This is a genomic window from Pseudomonas sp. GLN_2 (assembly GCF_043106005.1).
In the GTDB taxonomy this organism is placed as follows: Bacteria; Pseudomonadota; Gammaproteobacteria; order Pseudomonadales; family Pseudomonadaceae; genus Aquipseudomonas; species Aquipseudomonas alloputida.
In genome coordinates, this window is record NZ_JBICMC010000102.1 from 23,141 (window position 1) to 39,758 (window position 16,618).

Here is a 16,618-nt window from a genome sequence, read left to right on the forward strand (position 1 = left end):
CATTCAATCGTAACTTCCATGCAGCTGGTGAATCTGCCGCCGCTGCTTCTTGGTCGGCCGGCCATCGGTGGTCACGCCCATGGCCCCGGCCTTACGCATCTCAGCCGCCTGTTCACGGCGACGCACACTTTCTTCGGTTTCCTCGTACAACGCTTGCGCCTCTGGGGCACCACGACGCACCACCGACAGCGCCTTCACCACCACCGTGCGCTCATCGAAGCCGGTACGCAGCACGAACGCGTCGCCCACTCGCGGCTCTTTGCCCGGCTTGCAACGCTCGCCCCGGCAATGCACCTTGCCACTCTCGATCGCCGCCTTGGCCAGCGCTCGCGTCTTGTAGAAGCGCGCCGCCCACAACCATTTGTCCAGGCGAACCTTGTCGTCGTCTTCGGCTTTTTGTGCCATCCCGTTACCTCGGATTCTGTCTTTCATCGAACTGTACTACCTTCACATACGGATGCAAAAAGTCCCCGCCGTGCTTAAAGTTCACCACCTTATTCGCAGGGTGCGCTTCGTGAAGACATTTGACCATTTGACTGTGATCGGCCTGCGCGAGTGGGTCGCCCTGCCTGACCTCGGCGTGGCCGGGCTGCGCGCCAAGATCGACACCGGTGCCAGCACGTCGAGCCTGCATGCCACCGAAGTGGAACCCTTCGAGCGCGACGGCCAGCCCTGGGTTCGCTTCACTGCGCACCTGGGCTCGGTGGTGCAGTTGCGCCACCGCCGCTGCGAGGCACCGTTGGTGACGATGAAGACCATCAAGAGCTCCAACGGCCACGCCCAGACCCGCTACGTCATCCGCACGTCACTGGCGCTGGGTGATGGTGTGTGGGAGGTGGAGTTCACCCTGGCCTGCCGCAAGAACATGCGCTACCGCCTGTTGCTTGGCTCCAAGGCCCTGATACACGGCCAGCTGGTAGTGAACCCAGGCCTGAAATACGTACAAGACAAACCGGCCTTCCCGGCCACCCTTTCCCCTGTCACAGGTGCTGCATGAAGATCGCTGTGCTGTCGCGCAATCCGCGTCTGTATTCCACCCGCCGCCTGGTCGAAGCCGGTACCCAGCGTGGCCACGAAATGGTGGTGATCGATACCCTGCGGGCCTACATGAACATTGCCAGCCACAAGCCGCAGATCCACTACCGCGGCAAGCCGCTGGAAGGCTTCGATGCCGTGATCCCGCGCATAGGTGCTTCGGTTACGTTCTATGGCTGCGCAGTGCTGCGCCAGTTCGAAATGATGGGCGTCTACCCGCTCAACGAGTCGGTAGCCATTGCCCGCTCGCGCGACAAGCTGCGCTCGTTGCAGCTGTTGTCGCGGCGCGGCATCGGCTTGCCGATCACCGGTTTCGCCCACTCGCCGGATGACATCCCCGACTTGATCCAGATGGTCAACGGTGCCCCGCTGGTGATCAAGGTACTGGAAGGCACCCAGGGCATTGGCGTGGTGCTGTGCGAAACCCCCCAGGCGGCCGAGTCGGTGATCGAAGCGTTCATGGGCCTCAAGCAAAACATCATGGTGCAGGAGTACATCAAGGAGGCCGGTGGCGCAGATATCCGATGCTTCGTGGTAGGCGACAAAGTAATTGCCTCGATGAAGCGTCAGGCCAAACCGGGCGAGTTCCGCTCCAACCTGCACCGGGGTGGCGTCGCCAGCCTGATAAAAATCACCCCAGAAGAGCGCATCACCGCCATTCGGGCGGCCAAGGTAATGGGGTTGAGCGTGGCGGGTGTGGATATCCTGCGTTCCAACCACGGGCCGTTGGTGATGGAGGTAAACTCGTCGCCAGGGCTGGAGGGCATTGAAGTCACCACCGGCAAGAACGTCGCCGGGATGATCATCGAGCACCTGGAGAAGAATGGCGGCCCCAATCAGACCCGGACCAAGGGCAAAGGCTGATTCAAGCCTGTGCCCGCCTCTTCGCGGCTAAGCCGCTGCCACAGGTACTCTACAATCCCTGTAGGAGCGGCTTTAACCGCGAAGAGGCCAGTGAGCCTCACACAGCATTACGCGGCAGCAGCAGCCCCAGCGGCAACCTGACCCGCGCCTCGATCCCGCCGCCAGACCGGTTACGCAACTCCACGTTCCCGCCATGTTGCGCAGCAATCCGCTTCACGATCGCCAACCCCAACCCGGTGCCCTTGCCGCCCCGCGCCCGGTCACCGCGAATGAACGGGTTGAAAATGGTTTCCAGCTCCGACTCGTCAATACCGGTGCCCCGGTCCAGCACACTGAGCACCACATACGGCGCACTCTCATCACCTGACACATAGGCAGCCACCTCGACCCCCTTGCCAGCATGGTGCAGGGCGTTGCCGATCAGGTTGCCCAGCATGCGCTTGAGCGAAACCCGGCGCAGCGGGAACGGTGGAATCGGCTCCAGACACAGGCGCACACGCTCTACCGGCTGGTTGTACGGAGCCACCACCTCACGCACCAAATCAGCAAGGTCGACCTCTTCTACCGGCTCGTCACGGCCATCGCGGATGAAGGCCAGGAACTGATCGAGAATCGCGTCCATGTCCTCGATATCGCGAACCATGTCATCGCTCAGCTCGTTGTCGCTGTTCAGCAATGACAGCGACAGACGCAGACGCGTCAGTGGCGTGCGCAAGTCGTGGGAAACCCCGGCCAGCATCAACTCACGCTCGCGCCCGGCCTGCTCGACATCCTCGGCCATCTGGTTGAACGCCTTGTACACCTCGGTCATCTCGCTGGGGGTATCGCTGATCGGCAGGCGCACACTGCGCCCCTGGCCAAGCTGGCGGGCGGCGAACACCAGGCGTTTGAGCGGCTGGTTGAGCTGACGCACAAAAATCCACGCCGATGCTGTGGACAACAAGCCAATGGCCAGGAACCAGCCCAGCACGTTCCAGATCTTCTGCCCACGCAATGGGTGCGGGTAAAGCGGCACTTTCAGCCAACCCGGACCCAGGCTCGGCGCATTGACCCACAACGCGGGCGGTGCATGAATGCGCAGCCGCACTTCGGTGTCGTCACCCAGCTCGGCCTGCATCTGCCGTTGGTAGATTTCACTGTAGGGCCAATGCTGCTCGCCTTCGGGCACACCCGAGCCGGTCACCCGGATAAGACCTGCCGCCTCGGCGATCTTGTCGCGGTTTTCTTCGTCGGCGGCCCAATAGGCGCGCAAGGTCAGCGCTACACCATGGCTGTACTGACGGTCGACCAGCACGTCCTCGTTCATCAGCAGGTAGACCAGGGTCAGCGCCTTGGAGAACAGAACGACGATCAACACCAGCCACAGGGTGCGGGCGAAGAAACTTTGCGGAAACCAGAGCGGTGTTTTCATCGACGTTCAGGCATCATTTTCCGGCGTTTCCGTCCGGTACGAACACGTAGCCGACGCCCCAGACGGTCTGGATGTAACGCGGCTTGGACGGGTCCGGCTCGATCATGCGACGCAGGCGTGAGATCTGCACATCGATGGAGCGCTCCAGCGCATCCCATTCGCGGCCGCGCGCCAGGTTCATCAGCTTGTCGCGGGTCAACGGCTCCCGGGCGTGCATGACCAGGGCCTTGAGCACGGCGAACTCGCCGGTGGTGAGCATGTGCACTTCGTTGCCGCGCTTGAGCTCGCGGGTGGCCAGCGACAGCTCATAGTCGCCGAAGGTGACCGACTCGTCTTCGCTGCCCGGCGCTCCCGGCACGCTCGGCGCCTGGCGACGCAGCACCGCCTTGACCCGGGCCATCAGTTCGTCCGGGTTGAACGGTTTGCCCAGGTAGTCGTCGGCGCCCAGCTCCAGGCCCTTGATGCGGCTGAGCTCGTCGCCCTTGGCGGTCAGCATGATGATCGGGATCTGGTTGTTCTGCTGGCGCAGGCGCTTGCAGGCGGACAGGCCATCCTCGCCTGGCAGCATCAGGTCGAGCACCACCAGGTTGAACACCTCGCGCTGCAGCAGGCGATCCATCTGCTCGGTGTTGGGCACTGCACGGGCACGGTAGCCCTTGCTGGTGAAGAAACGTTCCAGCAGGCTGCTAAGCCCCGGATCGTCGTCGACGATGAGAATCTTGTCACCTTCAGCGGTGTTTGGCGTGCCGGTCATGAATAACTCCTCTGATATCGCCGCGCATTATGGCGTAGCCATTGCTGCACGTTGCGTGAGCATTGTTAGCAGATTTTTCCCCCGGCGCCAGTTCCGGCTGGCCGGGCGCCATCACCGCAAGCCGTTTGCGATGGGTATAATGCGCGGCTTTCATCCAGCGCCGCCGGGCAAAAAGCCCACAGGCGACCCCCGTATTCACAAATGTCAGGTGGTTTACATGGACAGCATCAACAGCCGTATCGCCGAGGAACTGGGCGTACGCCCGCAGCAGGTCGAGGCGGCCGTGAGCCTGTTGGACGAAGGCTCGACCGTGCCCTTCATCGCCCGCTACCGCAAGGAAGTGACTGGTAGCCTTGACGACACTCAGTTGCGCCACCTGGAAGAGCGCCTGCGCTACCTGCGCGAACTCGACGAGCGCCGCGCCAGCATCCTTTCCAGCATCGAGGAACAGGGCAAGCTGACCCCGGAACTGGCCCGCGAGATCAAGCTGGCCGACACCAAGACCCGCCTCGAAGACCTGTACCTGCCCTACAAGCAGAAACGCCGCACCAAGGGCCAGATCGCCCTGGAAGCCGGCCTCGGCGAACTGGCCGATGGCCTGTTCAACGACCCGACCCTGGCCCCGGAAAGCGAAGCCGCACGCTTCGTCAATATCGAAAAGGGCGTGGCCGACGTGAAGGCCGCGCTGGAAGGCGCCAAATACATCCTGATGGAGCGTTTTGCCGAAGACGCCGCCCTGCTCGACAAGCTTCGCAGCTACCTCAAGCAGGAAGCCGTACTCAGCGCCCGCGTCGTGGCTGGCAAGGAAGAGGAAGGCGCCAAGTTCCGCGACTACTTCGCTCATGACGAGCTGCTGCGCACGGCGCCATCGCACCGTGCCCTGGCGATCTTCCGCGGGCGCAACGAAGGCGTGTTGAGCGTCTCGCTGAAGGTCGGCGAAGAACTGCCCGGCACCCTGCACCCGTGCGAGCTGATGATCGGCAACCACGTCGGCATCGAAAACCGCAGCCGACCCGCCGACAAGTGGCTGGGAGAAGTGGTGCGCTGGACCTGGAAGGTCAAGCTGTACACCCACCTGGAGACCGACCTGTTCGGCGAGCTGCGTGACAATGCCGAAGGCGAGGCGATCAACGTGTTCGCCCACAACCTGCACGATCTGCTGCTGGCCGCCCCGGCCGGTCCGCGCGCCACCCTGGGCTTCGACCCAGGCCTGCGCACGGGCTGCAAGATCGCCGTGGTCGACGCAACCGGCAAACTGCTGGACCACACCACGGTCTACCCGCACGCGCCGAAGAACGACTGGGACCGCACCATTTCCATCATGGCCGCACTGTGCGCCAAACACTCGGTGGAGCTGATCGCCATCGGCAACGGTACCGCCAGCCGCGAAAGCGACAAGCTGGTGGCCGAGCTGGTCAAGAAATATCCAGCCCTGAAAATCACCAAGATCATGGTCTCCGAAGCCGGTGCTTCGGTGTACTCGGCATCGGAACTGGCCGCCCGCGAGTTCCCGGACCTGGACGTGTCGATCCGCGGCGCCGTGTCGATCGCCCGCCGCCTGCAGGATCCACTGGCCGAACTGGTGAAGATCGATCCGAAATCCATCGGTGTCGGCCAGTACCAGCACGACGTGTCCCAGCTGAAACTGGCACGTGGCCTGGACGCGGTGGTCGAGGACTGTGTGAACGCCGTGGGCGTGGACGTGAACACCGCTTCGGTGGCGCTGCTGACGCGCATCTCCGGCCTCAATGCCACGCTGGCACAGAACATCGTCGCCCACCGCGATGCCAATGGTCCGTTTGCCACCCGTGCAGCGCTGAAAAAGGTCAGCCGCCTGGGTGAGAAAACCTTCGAGCAGGCCGCCGGCTTCCTGCGTGTGATGAACGGCGACAACCCGCTGGACGCCTCTGCGGTGCACCCTGAGGCTTACCCGCTGGTGCAGCGCATTGCTGCCGATACCGACCGCGACATCCGCTCGCTGATTGGTGACAGCAGCTTCCTCAAGCGCCTGGACCCGAAAAAGTTCACCGACGAAACCTTCGGCCTGCCAACTGTCACCGACATCCTGCAAGAGCTGGACAAGCCCGGCCGCGACCCGCGTCCGGAGTTCAAGACCGCCACCTTCCAGGACGGCGTCGAAGACCTCAAGGACCTGGAACCGGGCATGATCCTCGAAGGCGTGGTGACCAACGTTACCAACTTCGGTGCCTTCGTCGACATCGGCGTGCACCAGGATGGCCTGGTGCATATCTCGGCGCTGTCGGAGAAGTTCGTCAAAGACCCACGTGAAGCGGTCAAGGCCGGCGATGTGGTCAAGGTCAAGGTCATGGAAGTGGACATCCCGCGCAAACGCGTCGGCCTGTCCATGCGCATGAGCGACACCCCGGGCGAGAAGGTCGAAGGCAACCGCGGTGGTAACCGCGGCAATGGTGGCAGCCGCCAGCAGCAGGCACCGCGCCAGCGTGAAACCGCCACGGCTGCGCCGGCCAACAACGCCATGGCCTCGCTGTTCGCCAACGCCAAGCAATTGAAGAAGAAGTAATGGACGTACCACGCGAATACGTCGAAAGCGCCTTCAGCCAACTGCTGGGCTGCCGCCTGCAACACCTGGACACAGGTGTTGCCGAGGTAGCGCTGGCGCTGGAGCCCCAGTTGCGCAACCGTGGCCAGAAGCTGCACGGCGGGGCGATCTTCAGCCTGGTGGATATCGCCATGGGCCTGGCCTGCTCGGCCAGCCATGGCTTTGACCAGCAAAGCGTCACCATCGAGTGCAAGATCAACTACATGCGTGCCGTCAGCGACGGCGAAGTGCTGTGCACCGCCCGCGTGCTGCACGCCGGGCGGCGCACCCTGGTGGTCGACGCCGACGTAGTTCAGGGCGACAAGCTGGTGGCCAAAGCGCAAGGAACCTTCGCGGTTCTCTAGCTCACCAAGCAGTATCTGCGGTATTTTCAGCAGTGCGCTGGCACTGCTGGAACCGCGTAAACCAGGCGACAACGCCAGTTCCTTTCTTCCTACCCTTGTAGACCGTTATCTCTACCCCCATATTGGGGCGACTGACGCGTGAAGGAATACATCTTGAGCGAACTCCTCAACCGCCGCCTGAGCCTGCTCGGCGCCAATCTCCCCCTGCTCAAGCAGTGCCTGCACGGTATTGAGCGCGAATGCCTGCGCGTGACCGATGAAGGTCGCCTGGCCCAGACCCCGCACCCGGAAGCACTGGGATCGGCGCTGACCAACGAGCAGATCACCACCGACTATTCCGAGTCGCTGCTGGAGTTCATCACCCCGGCCCTGGCCGATCCGGCCAAGGTGCTCGAAAGCCTCGAAGAGACCCACCGTTTCGTCTACAGCAAGCTGGGCGACGAATACCTGTGGAGCCCGTCGATGCCGTGCACGCTGCCGGCCGAGGAGGACATCCCGATCGCCGAGTACGGCAGCTCGAATATCGGCAAGCTCAAACACGTCTACCGCAAGGGCCTGGCCCTGCGTTACGGCCGCACCATGCAGTGCATCGCCGGTATTCATTACAACTTCTCGCTGCCCGAAGCGCTTTGGCCACTGCTGCGCGAAGCCGAAGGCAGTACGGAAAATGACCGCGACTACCAGTCGTCGGCCTACATCGCGCTGATTCGTAACTTCCGCCGCTACAGCTGGCTGCTGATGTACCTGTTCGGCGCCTCGCCGGCCCTGGACAAAGGCTTCCTGCGTGGCCGCCCGCACCAGCTCGAAGAGCTGGATGCCGAAACCCTGTTCCTGCCTTATGCCACCAGCCTGCGCATGAGCGACCTGGGTTACCAGAGCAACGCCCAGGCCGGCCTGACGCCCTGCTACAACAACCTGGCCAGCTACACCGACAGCCTGCGCAAGGCCGTTGGCACGCCCTACCCGCCTTACGTTGAAATCGGCACGCATGTGGATGGCGAGTGGGTTCAGCTGAACACCAACATTCTGCAGATCGAAAACGAGTACTACTCGAACATCCGCCCCAAGCGCGTCACCTACACCGGCGAGCGGCCGATCCAGGCCCTGACCTCGCGGGGCGTGCAGTATGTGGAAGTGCGTTGCCTGGACATCAACCCGTTCCTGCCGGTCGGTATCGACCTGACCGAGGCGCGCTTCCTCGACGCATTCCTGCTGTTCTGCGCCTTGGAAGACAGCCCGCAACTGGACAACGGTGAGTGCGGCCAGTGCACCAGCAACTTCCTGACCGTGGTCAAGGAAGGCCGTCGTCCGGGCCTGGAGTTGCACCGCAATGGCCAGCCGATCAGCCTGAAAGACTGGGCCAGCGAGCTGATCGGGCGTATCCGCCAATTGGCCAATCTGCTCGACCAGGCGCAAGGCTCTGATGAGCACGCCAAGGCCCTGGATGCGCAGCAGGCCAAGGTCGACGACACCTCGCTGACCCCGTCGGCCCAGGTGCTGGCACGCATGACCGAGCATGACGAGAGTTTCGTCCAGTTCTCGCTGCGCCAGAGCCGTGTGCACGCCGAGACTTTCCGCGAGCAACCGCTGAGCAACGAAAAGCAGCAAGCATTCGAGACGCTGGCCCGCGAGTCGCTCGCCAGGCAGTCCGAGCTGGAGCGAGACGAAGTCGGTGATTTCGACCTGTTCGTCGGCGCCTACCAGGCCAGCATCCTGGCAATCAGCAGCTGATGAACCGCACCACCACCCCGCGCAAACCGCGCGCCAGCAGCCAGGCCAGGATCGAAGCGATCCTGGCGGCTGCGCGTGAGCTGTTGGCCGAGCAAGGGGTGGCAGCACTTTCTATCTACAGCGTGGCCGAGCGGGCGCAGATTCCGCCTTCGTCGGTGTATCACTTCTTCGCCAGCGTGCCGGCCTTGCTGGAGGCACTTACTGCAGATGTGCACCGGGCGTTTCGCGAAGCCCTGAGCGCTCCGATCGACAGCAGCGCGTTCAGCACCTGGCACGAACTGTCACGGCTGATCGAACAACGCATGCTTGATATCTATCACGAGGATGCAGCGGCGCGGCAGTTGATCCTGGCGCAGCATGGCCTGAGCGAGGTGGTGCAGGCCGACCGGCAGCACGACATGGAACTGGGCGACTTGATGCACACGTTGTTCGACCAGCATTTTCACCTGCCGGTGATGCCACTGGATGTGGACGTGTTTGCCTTGGCCATGGAATTGAGCGACCGGGTGTATGCGCGGTCGGTGCAGTTGCACGAGGCGATCACCCCGCGCATGGCCGAGGAAGGCAAGCGTGTATTCGAGGCGTATCTAGGGTTGTACCTGCCGCCGTTTCTGGCCAAGCGTTCCCGCTGAGAAATCTGGGGCCGCTTGGCGGCCCTTCGCGGGCAAGCCCGCTCCCACAGAGCCCGCGCGCACCCTGGAGCTTGCGAAGTATCTGTGGGAGCGGGCTTGCCCGCGAAGGGCTGCAAAGCAGCCCCAATATCGACCCGCCGCATCACAGCTTGGCGATAGACACTTCAGTCGACTTCACAAAGGCAATCACTTCACTGCCCACCTGCAACTCCAGCTCACGCACGGAACGGGTGGTAATCACCGAAGTGACGATACCCGAAGCCGTCTGCACGTCTATTTCCGACAGTACCGGGCCTTCGAGGATTTCTTTCACAGTACCTTTGAACTGGTTGCGAACATTGATGGCTTTGATAGTCATGGTTTTCTTCCTTTTTGCTTTTGGGATTCAGTGCGCCCAGCGCAGTTGCGTGGGCAGAGGGGCTACAGGATCCGGCTCGGGCGCAGTGCCCGGGGTGGACAGAACACGGTTGAGCACTTCGCTTTCCAGCGCGGCCAGACGGTGCGAACCACGCGCCCGGGGCCGTGCTAGGTCAACAGTGAGGTCGAGCCCGACCTCGCCGTCCTCAATCAGGATCACCCGGTCAGCCACGGCAACCGCCTCGCTGACGTCGTGGGTCACCAGCAGCACAGTGAAGCCGTGCTGACGCCACAGGCGTTCGATCAGTTGCTGCATCTCGATGCGGGTCAATGCATCCAGCGCCCCCAGTGGCTCGTCCAGCAGCAGCAGGCGGGGCTGGTGAATCAAGGCTCGGGCCAAAGCCACGCGCTGCTTCTGGCCTCCCGAGAGCGCCGCCGGCCATTCGTTGGCGCGGTCGGCCAGGCCAACCGCATCCAAGGCCTCCAGCGCACGCTGTCGCCAGTCACCAGACAGCCCAAGGCCAACGTTGTCGATCACCTTCTTCCACGGCAGCAGCCGCGCGTCCTGGAACATCAGGCGGGTTTCTTCACGGGCCTCTTCCAGCGGCGCGGCACCCGCCAGCAGTTGCCCGGCGGTGGGCTGGTCCAGCCCGGCCAGCAGCCGCAGCAAAGTGCTCTTGCCGCAGCCGCTGCGGCCGACAATGGCCACGAACTGGCCGGCCGGAATGTGCAGGTCGATACCCTTCAGAACTTCGCGTTGGCCAAAAGTCTTGCGCAGGCCCTTGGAGGCCAGCGGGGTGCCACGCAGCAGGCGTGGTGGCTGTTCCTTGAGCACGGTCATGCGCCCTCCTTCCTGGCAACTTGATAGGCCGGGTGCCAGCGCAGCCACACACGCTCCAGGCCTCGGGCCGCAAGGTCGGCAAGCTTGCCGAGTACGGCATACAGGACGATGGCCAGCACTACCACGTCGGTCTGAAGAAATTCGCGAGCATTCATTGCCAGGTAACCAATGCCGGCGTTGGCCGAAATGGTTTCGGCAACAATCAGCGTCAGCCACATGAAGCCCAAGGCGAAACGCACGCCCACCAGGATCGAAGGCAGCGCCCCCGGCAGGATCACCTGGCGGAACAGGCCGAAGCCGGACAAGCCGTAACTGCGCGCCATTTCCACCAACGCTGGGTCAACGTTGCGAATGCCGTGGTAGGTGTTCAGGTAGATCGGGAACAACGTGCCCAGCGCGACCAGAAAGATCTTTGCCGATTCGTCGATACCGAACCACAGAATCACCAGCGGTATGAGCGCGAGGTGCGGCACGTTGCGGATCATCTGTACCGAGCTGTCGAGCAGGCGTTCCCCCCAATTCGATAAGCCGGTGATGAAGCCCAGTACCAGGCCGATGCTGCCGCCGATGACAAAGCCCAGGCCTGCACGCCAGCCGCTGATGGCCAGGTGGGTCCAGATTTCGCCGCTGCGCACCAGCTCGACGCCCGCGCTTACCACTGCGCTAGGTGCCGGCAGGATACGCGTCGACAGCCAGCCAGCGCTGACGGCCAGTTGCCATATGGCCAACAGCAGCACCGGCAGCGCCCACGGCGCCAGGCGCTGGGTCAGGTTGGAAGAAGTTGCACGACTCATGGCCAGGCCCTCAGCTCTGCGACACAGATTTGGGCAGGATGTCGTTGGCCACCATTTCGCCGAACGGGCTTACATAACCACCGGTTTTCGGCTGCTCTGGGCGCTGCACATCCAGGTGCGGGAACAGCAGCTCCGCCACGCGGTAAGACTCTTCCAGGTGTGGATAACCCGAGAAGATGAAGGTATCGATACCCAAGTCGGCATATTCCTTGACCCGTGCTGCCACGGTAGGGCCGTCGCCCACCAGCGCGGTACCCGCGCCGCCCCGTACCAGGCCAACACCTGCCCACAGGTTGGGGCTGACTTCCAGGTTGTCGCGGTTGCCGCCGTGCAGCGCGGCCATGCGTTGCTGGCCCACCGAGTCGAATCGCGCCAGTGAGGCCTGGGCGCGGGAGATGGTGTCATCGTCCAGGTGCGAGATCAGGCGCTCGGCGGCGGCCCAAGCCTCTTCGTTGGTTTCCCGCACGATCACGTGCAGGCGGATACCGAAGCGTACTTCGCGCCCTTGAGCAGCCGCTTTTTCGCGCACCTGTGCGATCTTCTCGGCAACGGCTGCCGGTGGCTCGCCCCAGGTCAGGTACAGCTCGACCTGTTCGGCCGCCAGGTCCTGGGCGGCCTCGGACGAGCCGCCGAAATACAGCGGTGGGCGTGGTTGCTGAATCGGCGGGTAGAGCAGCTTGGCGCCCTTTACCTGGATGTGCTTACCGTCGTAATCGACGTTTTCGCCTTCCAGCACCTTGCGCCAGATACGGGTGAACTCGACCGAGGCTTCGTAACGCTCCTGATGGTTCAGGTGCAGGCCGTCACCCGCCAGCTCGTCCGGATCACCACCGGTCACCAGGTTGAATAGCGCACGGCCATTGGACAAGCGATCGAGGGTGGCCGCCTGGCGTGCTGCCACGGTCGGTGAAATGATGCCCGGACGCAGGGCTACAAGGAACTTCAGGCGCTGGGTCACGGGGATCAGCGACGCGGCCACCAGCCAGGAGTCCTCGCAGGAGCGCCCGGTCGGGATCAGTACCCCACCAAAACCAAGGCGGTCGGCGGCCTGCGCGATCTGCTGCAGGTAACCGTGGTCGACCGCACGTGCGCCTTCGGAAGTGCCCAGGTACTTGCCGTCACCGTGGGTTGGGAGGAACCAGAAAATGTTAAGGCTCATTGGAGTCGTCTCCTCAAGGGTGGCTCTAGCCGGAGCGGCGCCCCGGCACTGGCAGTCAATCAAGGCGCGCTAGCGACTTTGGCAGGGGGTGTCCAGATCACGTCCTTGATGCTCAGCGGCTTGGGAATAAGCTTCAGCGCCTGGAACGTGTCGGCGATCTTCTGCTGCGCGGCCACCACGTCCGGGGTCAGCGGCGCAGCGCCGTAGCCTTGGCGTTTGACAGAGGTCAGGGTGATGTCGGCAGGCAGGCCGAGCAGCGGGGCAACCTGGTCGGTCACCTCTTGCGGGTTGGCCTGGGACCATTCACCCACGGCGCGCACTTCCTCGATCACGGTGTTGATCACCGCAGGGTGCTGTGTCGCATAGTTGCGGGTGGCGAGGTAGAACTGGTGGTTGTCGACCAGGCCCTTGCCGTCACGCAGGGCGCGCGCTTGCAGCTGCTGCTCGGCGGCGGCCTGGTAAGGGTCCCAGATCACCCAGGCATCCACGCTGCCGCGCTCGAAGGCGGCGCGGGCGTCGGCCGGCGGCAGGTAGACAGGCTGGATGTCGCTGTACTTGAGGCCGGCGTCTTCCAGGGCGCGGACCAGCAGGTAGTGCACGTTGGAGCCTTTGTTGAGGACGACCTTTTTACCCTTGAGGTCCTTCACCGACTGGATCGGCGAGCCTTTGGGCACCAGGATCGCTTCGCTGTGCGGCGCTGGCGGCTCGTAGGCCACGTAGAGCAGGTCGGCGCCAGCGGCCTGAGCGAACACAGGCGGGGTCTCGCCGGTTACGCCGAAATCGATGGAACCGACGTTCAGCCCTTCAAGCAGCTGCGGGCCGCCGGGGAATTCGGTCCATTGCACCTGTACTCCCTGCTCGGCCAGGCGCTTCTCCAGCGTGCCCTTGGCCTTGAGCAGCACCAAGGTGCCGTATTTCTGGTAACCGATACGCAGGCTCTCGGCCTGGGCTTGGGTAATGGCGCCGAAGGACACAGCCGCCGCAAACAGGGCGACCAGACCACGACGCAAGAAGACTGTGCGCATGGCGCTCTCCTGTGCGAATGGGGTTCGGGTTGCACCTGCTTGCCTCGTTAACGGGCGAGTAAGGTGGTGAAGCGGGTAACGCCGTTCAGATGCTCCAGCGAGCGCTGATCAGACGTTCGTTCAGTACGCCAGGGGCCACGGGGCGCGGCCGACGGGCCAGGGCGACGTGGAAGGTTTCCAGCGAGTCGTGCAGGCGTTCTTCCAGCGCCTGTACCAACTGTGCGGGCTTTGTGCCTTCTGCGTAAGCCACCTGGCTGTCGTCGGCAAAGATCCCTTGCAGGGTCTCTTGTGCCTTGAGTGCCGACAGCACCGGCTTCAATGCGTAATCCACCGCCAGCATGTGGGCGATGCTGCCGCCAGTGGCGATGGGCAACACGATCTTGTGGGCCAGGGCGCGCTCGGGCAGCAGGTCAAGCAAGGTTTTCAGGGCACCGGAAAACGAAGCCTTGTACACCGGGGTGGAGACGATCAGGCCATCGGCCTGGGCCACCAGCTGTTGAAAGTGTTGCACATGCGGGCTGTCGAAGCGGGCATGCAGCAGGTCTTCGGCGGGAAAGTCACGCACTTGGAATGTCACCACTTCAACGCCGCGATCCTGCAGCCACTGGCGCGAACGCTCGAGCAGCACGCCGGAGCGTGAACGGAGACTTGGGCTACCACCGATTGAGACGACCAGCATTGCTGCGCTTCCTTGTGTTCTGTTGGAGGTGACATTAACAGCTGCCACATATATCTAGAAATCATATTTTTTCATTTGTTTATTCCATTATTGTCTTTTCCCATAAAGCCCTCCTCGCGGGCGCGCCCGCTCCCACAGTTTTTACAGGCATAAAAAAGGGCCGTCGAAACGGCCCGAAAATCCCTGCTTGGCTAAGAGCAATGCAACGAGGAATCCATTAACGATTGGGTTGAGGGGTCAGGCGCAGATAGGGTTTGACCGCCCGGTAACCTTTGGGGAAGCGCTGCTTGATCTCCTCCTCGTCTTTGAGCGAAGGCACGATCACCACTTCGTCACCGTCCTGCCAGTTACCCGGTGTGGCGACCTTGTGGTTGTCGGTCAGCTGCAGCGAGTCGATCACCCGCAGAATTTCGTTGAAGTTGCGCCCGGTACTGGCCGGGTAGGTAATGGTCAGGCGCACCTTTTTATTCGGGTCGATGATGAACAGCGAGCGCACGGTCAGGGTGTCGCTGGCGTTCGGGTGGATCAGGTCGTAAAGGTCGGACACTTTGCGGTCAGCGTCAGCAATGATCGGGAAGTTGACCACGGTATTCTGTGTTTCGTTGATGTCATCGATCCACTTGTGATGCGAGTCGACCGGGTCCACCGACAGGGCGATGGCCTTGACCCCGCGCTTGGCAAATTCGTCCTTCAGCTTGGCGGTCAGGCCCAACTCGGTGGTGCACACCGGGGTGAAGTCGGCCGGGTGGGAGAACAACACCCCCCAGCTGTTGCCCAGCCACTCGTGGAAGCGGATCTTGCCTTCGCTGGAATCCTGTTCGAAATCGGGGGCGATATCGCCGAGTTTGAGGCTCATGGGCTGCGGCTCCTGGGCTGGGTTCTGTACCGTATGGGCTCAATGTGCCTGCATTCAGTTAAAAATAAAAAGAATAAATAACGATTTATTTATAACCATAACGCATACGAATTAGCAGGCACAAAAAAGCCTCGCACTAGGCGAGGCTTTCTTTGTGGCTACGACTTACAGGAAGCTGTAAGTGTAGTTCACGATGAAGCGAGCCTGATCCTGGTCGGCACTGCTCTCGCCGGCACCACGGTACACGCCTTGGCGCAGGCTGAAGCCCAAGCCTTTGAGGGCACCTTCCTGGAGGGTGTAGTCGATGCGCGCATCGCGTTCCCATTCATTGTAGGTACCGCTGCCCGACTTGTTGCGGATATCGTCACCACGCAGGTAAGCAACCGACGCCTTCAGGCCTGGCACACCCAGCGCCGCGAAGTCATAGGAGTACTGACCGAAGGTGGTGTTTTCACCAGCACGGGCGAACTGGTTGATCATGCTGTCGGTGAACAGGTAGAAGCTGGAGCCGCCAGCACCTTCCGAGGTGCCGCTGTCGTTGCTCAGGCTGCCCTGGTTCAACCATACGAAGCCACCGTCGTCACCCACTTGCTGGTGACCGAGCATCAGCGCGTGGCCACCCAAGGTATAGGTGAACATGGCGGACCAGGTCTTGTTGTCGATCTCGCCGGTGTTTTTGGCGTAGCCACCGTTGTTGTTGAAGTTGTAAGCGCTGTCGTTGCCATTCTTGCCGTCGCTGCTGCTGTCGAAGTAGCGCAGGTCGGTCTTGAACGACTGGTCGTCAGCGATCTTGAACACGTGGGTCGCGCCCAGGAAGTGCTGCTTGTAGAAGTCTTCCAGGTTCGAGTAGTAGTACTGCAGGGTCAGGTCTGGAGTGAGCTTGTAGTCCAGGCCACCGTAGCGGAACTTGTTGCTCTCGGCATTGGAACCGGCGACAGACAGACCGGTACGGTTGCTCGAAGCACGGCCCATGGCGTGGGTCAGCTGACCCGCGTTGATGGTCAGGTTGTCGATTTCCTTCGACTGGATGGTGCCACCCTCGAAGGTTTGTGGCAGCAGACGACCATCGTTGGAAACCAGGATCGGCAGGTTCGGTGCGAGCGCGCTACCGAAATGCGCTTCGGTCTTGGAGAAGCGCGCCTTGGCATTGGCACCGAAACGAGCCCACTGGGCTGCAGAACCTTTGCCGTCATCCGGGAAGAAGCCGGACTTGTGGTAACCCTCGCCGCCATCCAGGTGAATACCCCACAGCGCTTGGGCATCAACACCAAAGCCTACGGTGCCTTGGGTAAAGCCCGAGATGTAGTCGAGCTTGAAGCCCTGGCCCGACTCACGCTGGTCCGGGCGCTCCGCACCAGGTCTTGCGTGATCTTCACGGTTGTCGTTGTTGAAGTACATGGTGCGCGAGCTGAGCGACAGTTTGCTGTCCTCAACGAAACCGGCAGCGCCTGCTTGTTGGGCGAGAACCCCCAGTGCCACGGCCAGAGCCAGGCTGGACTTGTACATGTTTTGCTCCTCTACGTTCTAATTTTTGTGTATCTCTGGCGGAGGGGTC

Annotated in this window: 17 protein-coding genes; 6 read left to right on the forward strand and 11 right to left on the reverse strand. The window is 62.4% G+C overall.

What is annotated here, in order from left to right:
* Positions 1 to 3 precede the first annotated feature (3 nt).
* Positions 4 to 405, reverse strand: a complete 402-nt coding sequence (locus ACF8Q6_RS24660; RefSeq protein WP_014755033.1) for an RNA-binding S4 domain-containing protein — start codon at positions 403 to 405, stop codon at positions 4 to 6.
* A 109-nt stretch (positions 406 to 514) separates the two neighbouring features.
* On the opposite strand from ACF8Q6_RS24660, the gene ACF8Q6_RS24665 reads away from it, so the two are divergent.
* Positions 515 to 997, forward strand: a complete 483-nt coding sequence (locus ACF8Q6_RS24665; protein ID WP_004576370.1) for an ATP-dependent zinc protease — start codon at positions 515 to 517, stop codon at positions 995 to 997.
* The gene (rimK, locus tag ACF8Q6_RS24670) at positions 994 to 1,899 is read left to right on the forward strand and encodes a 30S ribosomal protein S6--L-glutamate ligase (RefSeq protein WP_003255817.1); all 906 of its coding nucleotides are present in this window, start codon (positions 994 to 996) and stop codon (positions 1,897 to 1,899) included. The genes ACF8Q6_RS24665 and rimK overlap by 4 nt, the downstream gene beginning before the upstream one ends.
* Positions 1,900 to 1,996: 97 nt before the next feature.
* Here the strand turns inward: rimK and ACF8Q6_RS24675 are convergent, their stop codons facing one another.
* Both ACF8Q6_RS24675 and ompR read right to left on the reverse strand, forming a co-directional pair.
* Entirely contained in the window at positions 1,997 to 3,310 is a 1,314-nt protein-coding gene (locus ACF8Q6_RS24675) for an ATP-binding protein (RefSeq protein ID WP_014589336.1), read from the reverse strand.
* Positions 3,311 to 3,323: 13 nt separating this feature from the next.
* Entirely contained in the window at positions 3,324 to 4,064 is a 741-nt protein-coding gene (gene ompR, locus ACF8Q6_RS24680) for a two-component system response regulator OmpR (protein ID WP_003255821.1), read from the reverse strand.
* Between the two features lie 217 nt (positions 4,065 to 4,281).
* Between ompR and ACF8Q6_RS24685 the strand changes: the two genes are divergently transcribed.
* The 4 genes from ACF8Q6_RS24685 to ACF8Q6_RS24700 all read left to right on the forward strand — a co-directional run bounded on the left by ACF8Q6_RS24685 (position 4,282) and on the right by ACF8Q6_RS24700 (position 9,352).
* A complete protein-coding gene (locus ACF8Q6_RS24685; RefSeq protein WP_319902565.1) occupies positions 4,282 to 6,606 on the forward strand; it encodes a Tex family protein in 2,325 nt (774 codons plus the stop codon).
* Positions 6,606 to 6,989 (forward strand): PaaI family thioesterase, encoded by a 384-nt coding sequence (locus ACF8Q6_RS24690; protein ID WP_003255824.1) that lies wholly within the window; start codon positions 6,606 to 6,608, stop codon positions 6,987 to 6,989. Before ACF8Q6_RS24685 ends, ACF8Q6_RS24690 begins: the two co-directional genes overlap by 1 nt.
* A gap of 153 nt (positions 6,990 to 7,142) precedes the next feature.
* Positions 7,143 to 8,720: a glutamate--cysteine ligase gene (gshA, locus tag ACF8Q6_RS24695; RefSeq protein WP_392494012.1), complete on the forward strand. Its 1,578-nt coding sequence runs from the start codon at positions 7,143 to 7,145 to the stop codon at positions 8,718 to 8,720.
* On the forward strand, positions 8,720 to 9,352 hold the full coding sequence (locus ACF8Q6_RS24700) for a TetR/AcrR family transcriptional regulator (protein WP_011953211.1): 633 nt from the start codon (positions 8,720 to 8,722) through the stop codon (positions 9,350 to 9,352). The genes gshA and ACF8Q6_RS24700 overlap by 1 nt, the downstream gene beginning before the upstream one ends.
* A 142-nt stretch (positions 9,353 to 9,494) precedes the next feature.
* On the opposite strand, the gene ACF8Q6_RS24705 is transcribed toward ACF8Q6_RS24700, so the two are convergent.
* The 8 genes from ACF8Q6_RS24705 to ACF8Q6_RS24740 all read right to left on the reverse strand — a co-directional run bounded on the left by ACF8Q6_RS24705 (position 9,495) and on the right by ACF8Q6_RS24740 (position 16,569).
* The gene (locus ACF8Q6_RS24705; RefSeq protein WP_003255829.1) at positions 9,495 to 9,710 is read right to left on the reverse strand and encodes a molybdopterin-binding protein; all 216 of its coding nucleotides are present in this window, start codon (positions 9,708 to 9,710) and stop codon (positions 9,495 to 9,497) included.
* 27 nt (positions 9,711 to 9,737) lie between these two features.
* Positions 9,738 to 10,550, reverse strand: a complete 813-nt coding sequence (ssuB, locus tag ACF8Q6_RS24710) for an aliphatic sulfonates ABC transporter ATP-binding protein (RefSeq protein ID WP_003255830.1) — start codon at positions 10,548 to 10,550, stop codon at positions 9,738 to 9,740.
* Complete coding sequence (gene ssuC / locus ACF8Q6_RS24715; RefSeq protein WP_003255831.1) at positions 10,547 to 11,344, reverse strand: aliphatic sulfonate ABC transporter permease SsuC; 798 nt, start codon at positions 11,342 to 11,344, stop codon at positions 10,547 to 10,549. The genes ssuB and ssuC overlap by 4 nt, the downstream gene beginning before the upstream one ends.
* 10 nt (positions 11,345 to 11,354) lie before the next feature.
* The gene (gene ssuD, locus ACF8Q6_RS24720) at positions 11,355 to 12,503 is read right to left on the reverse strand and encodes an FMNH2-dependent alkanesulfonate monooxygenase (protein ID WP_004576374.1); all 1,149 of its coding nucleotides are present in this window, start codon (positions 12,501 to 12,503) and stop codon (positions 11,355 to 11,357) included.
* Between the two features lie 59 nt (positions 12,504 to 12,562).
* Positions 12,563 to 13,528 carry a sulfonate ABC transporter substrate-binding protein gene (locus ACF8Q6_RS24725; RefSeq protein WP_392494013.1) on the reverse strand — a complete coding sequence of 322 codons (966 nt, stop codon included), beginning with the start codon at positions 13,526 to 13,528 and terminating at the stop codon, positions 12,563 to 12,565.
* Between the two features lie 85 nt (positions 13,529 to 13,613).
* Complete coding sequence (ssuE, locus tag ACF8Q6_RS24730; RefSeq protein WP_003255835.1) at positions 13,614 to 14,207, reverse strand: NADPH-dependent FMN reductase; 594 nt, start codon at positions 14,205 to 14,207, stop codon at positions 13,614 to 13,616.
* Positions 14,208 to 14,424: 217 nt separating this feature from the next.
* Positions 14,425 to 15,063, reverse strand: coding sequence for a peroxiredoxin (locus ACF8Q6_RS24735; RefSeq protein WP_003255836.1), 639 nt, complete (start codon positions 15,061 to 15,063; stop codon positions 14,425 to 14,427).
* 165 nt (positions 15,064 to 15,228) lie between these two features.
* Complete coding sequence (locus ACF8Q6_RS24740; protein WP_011953209.1) at positions 15,229 to 16,569, reverse strand: OprD family porin; 1,341 nt, start codon at positions 16,567 to 16,569, stop codon at positions 15,229 to 15,231.
* Positions 16,570 to 16,618 lie beyond the last annotated feature (49 nt).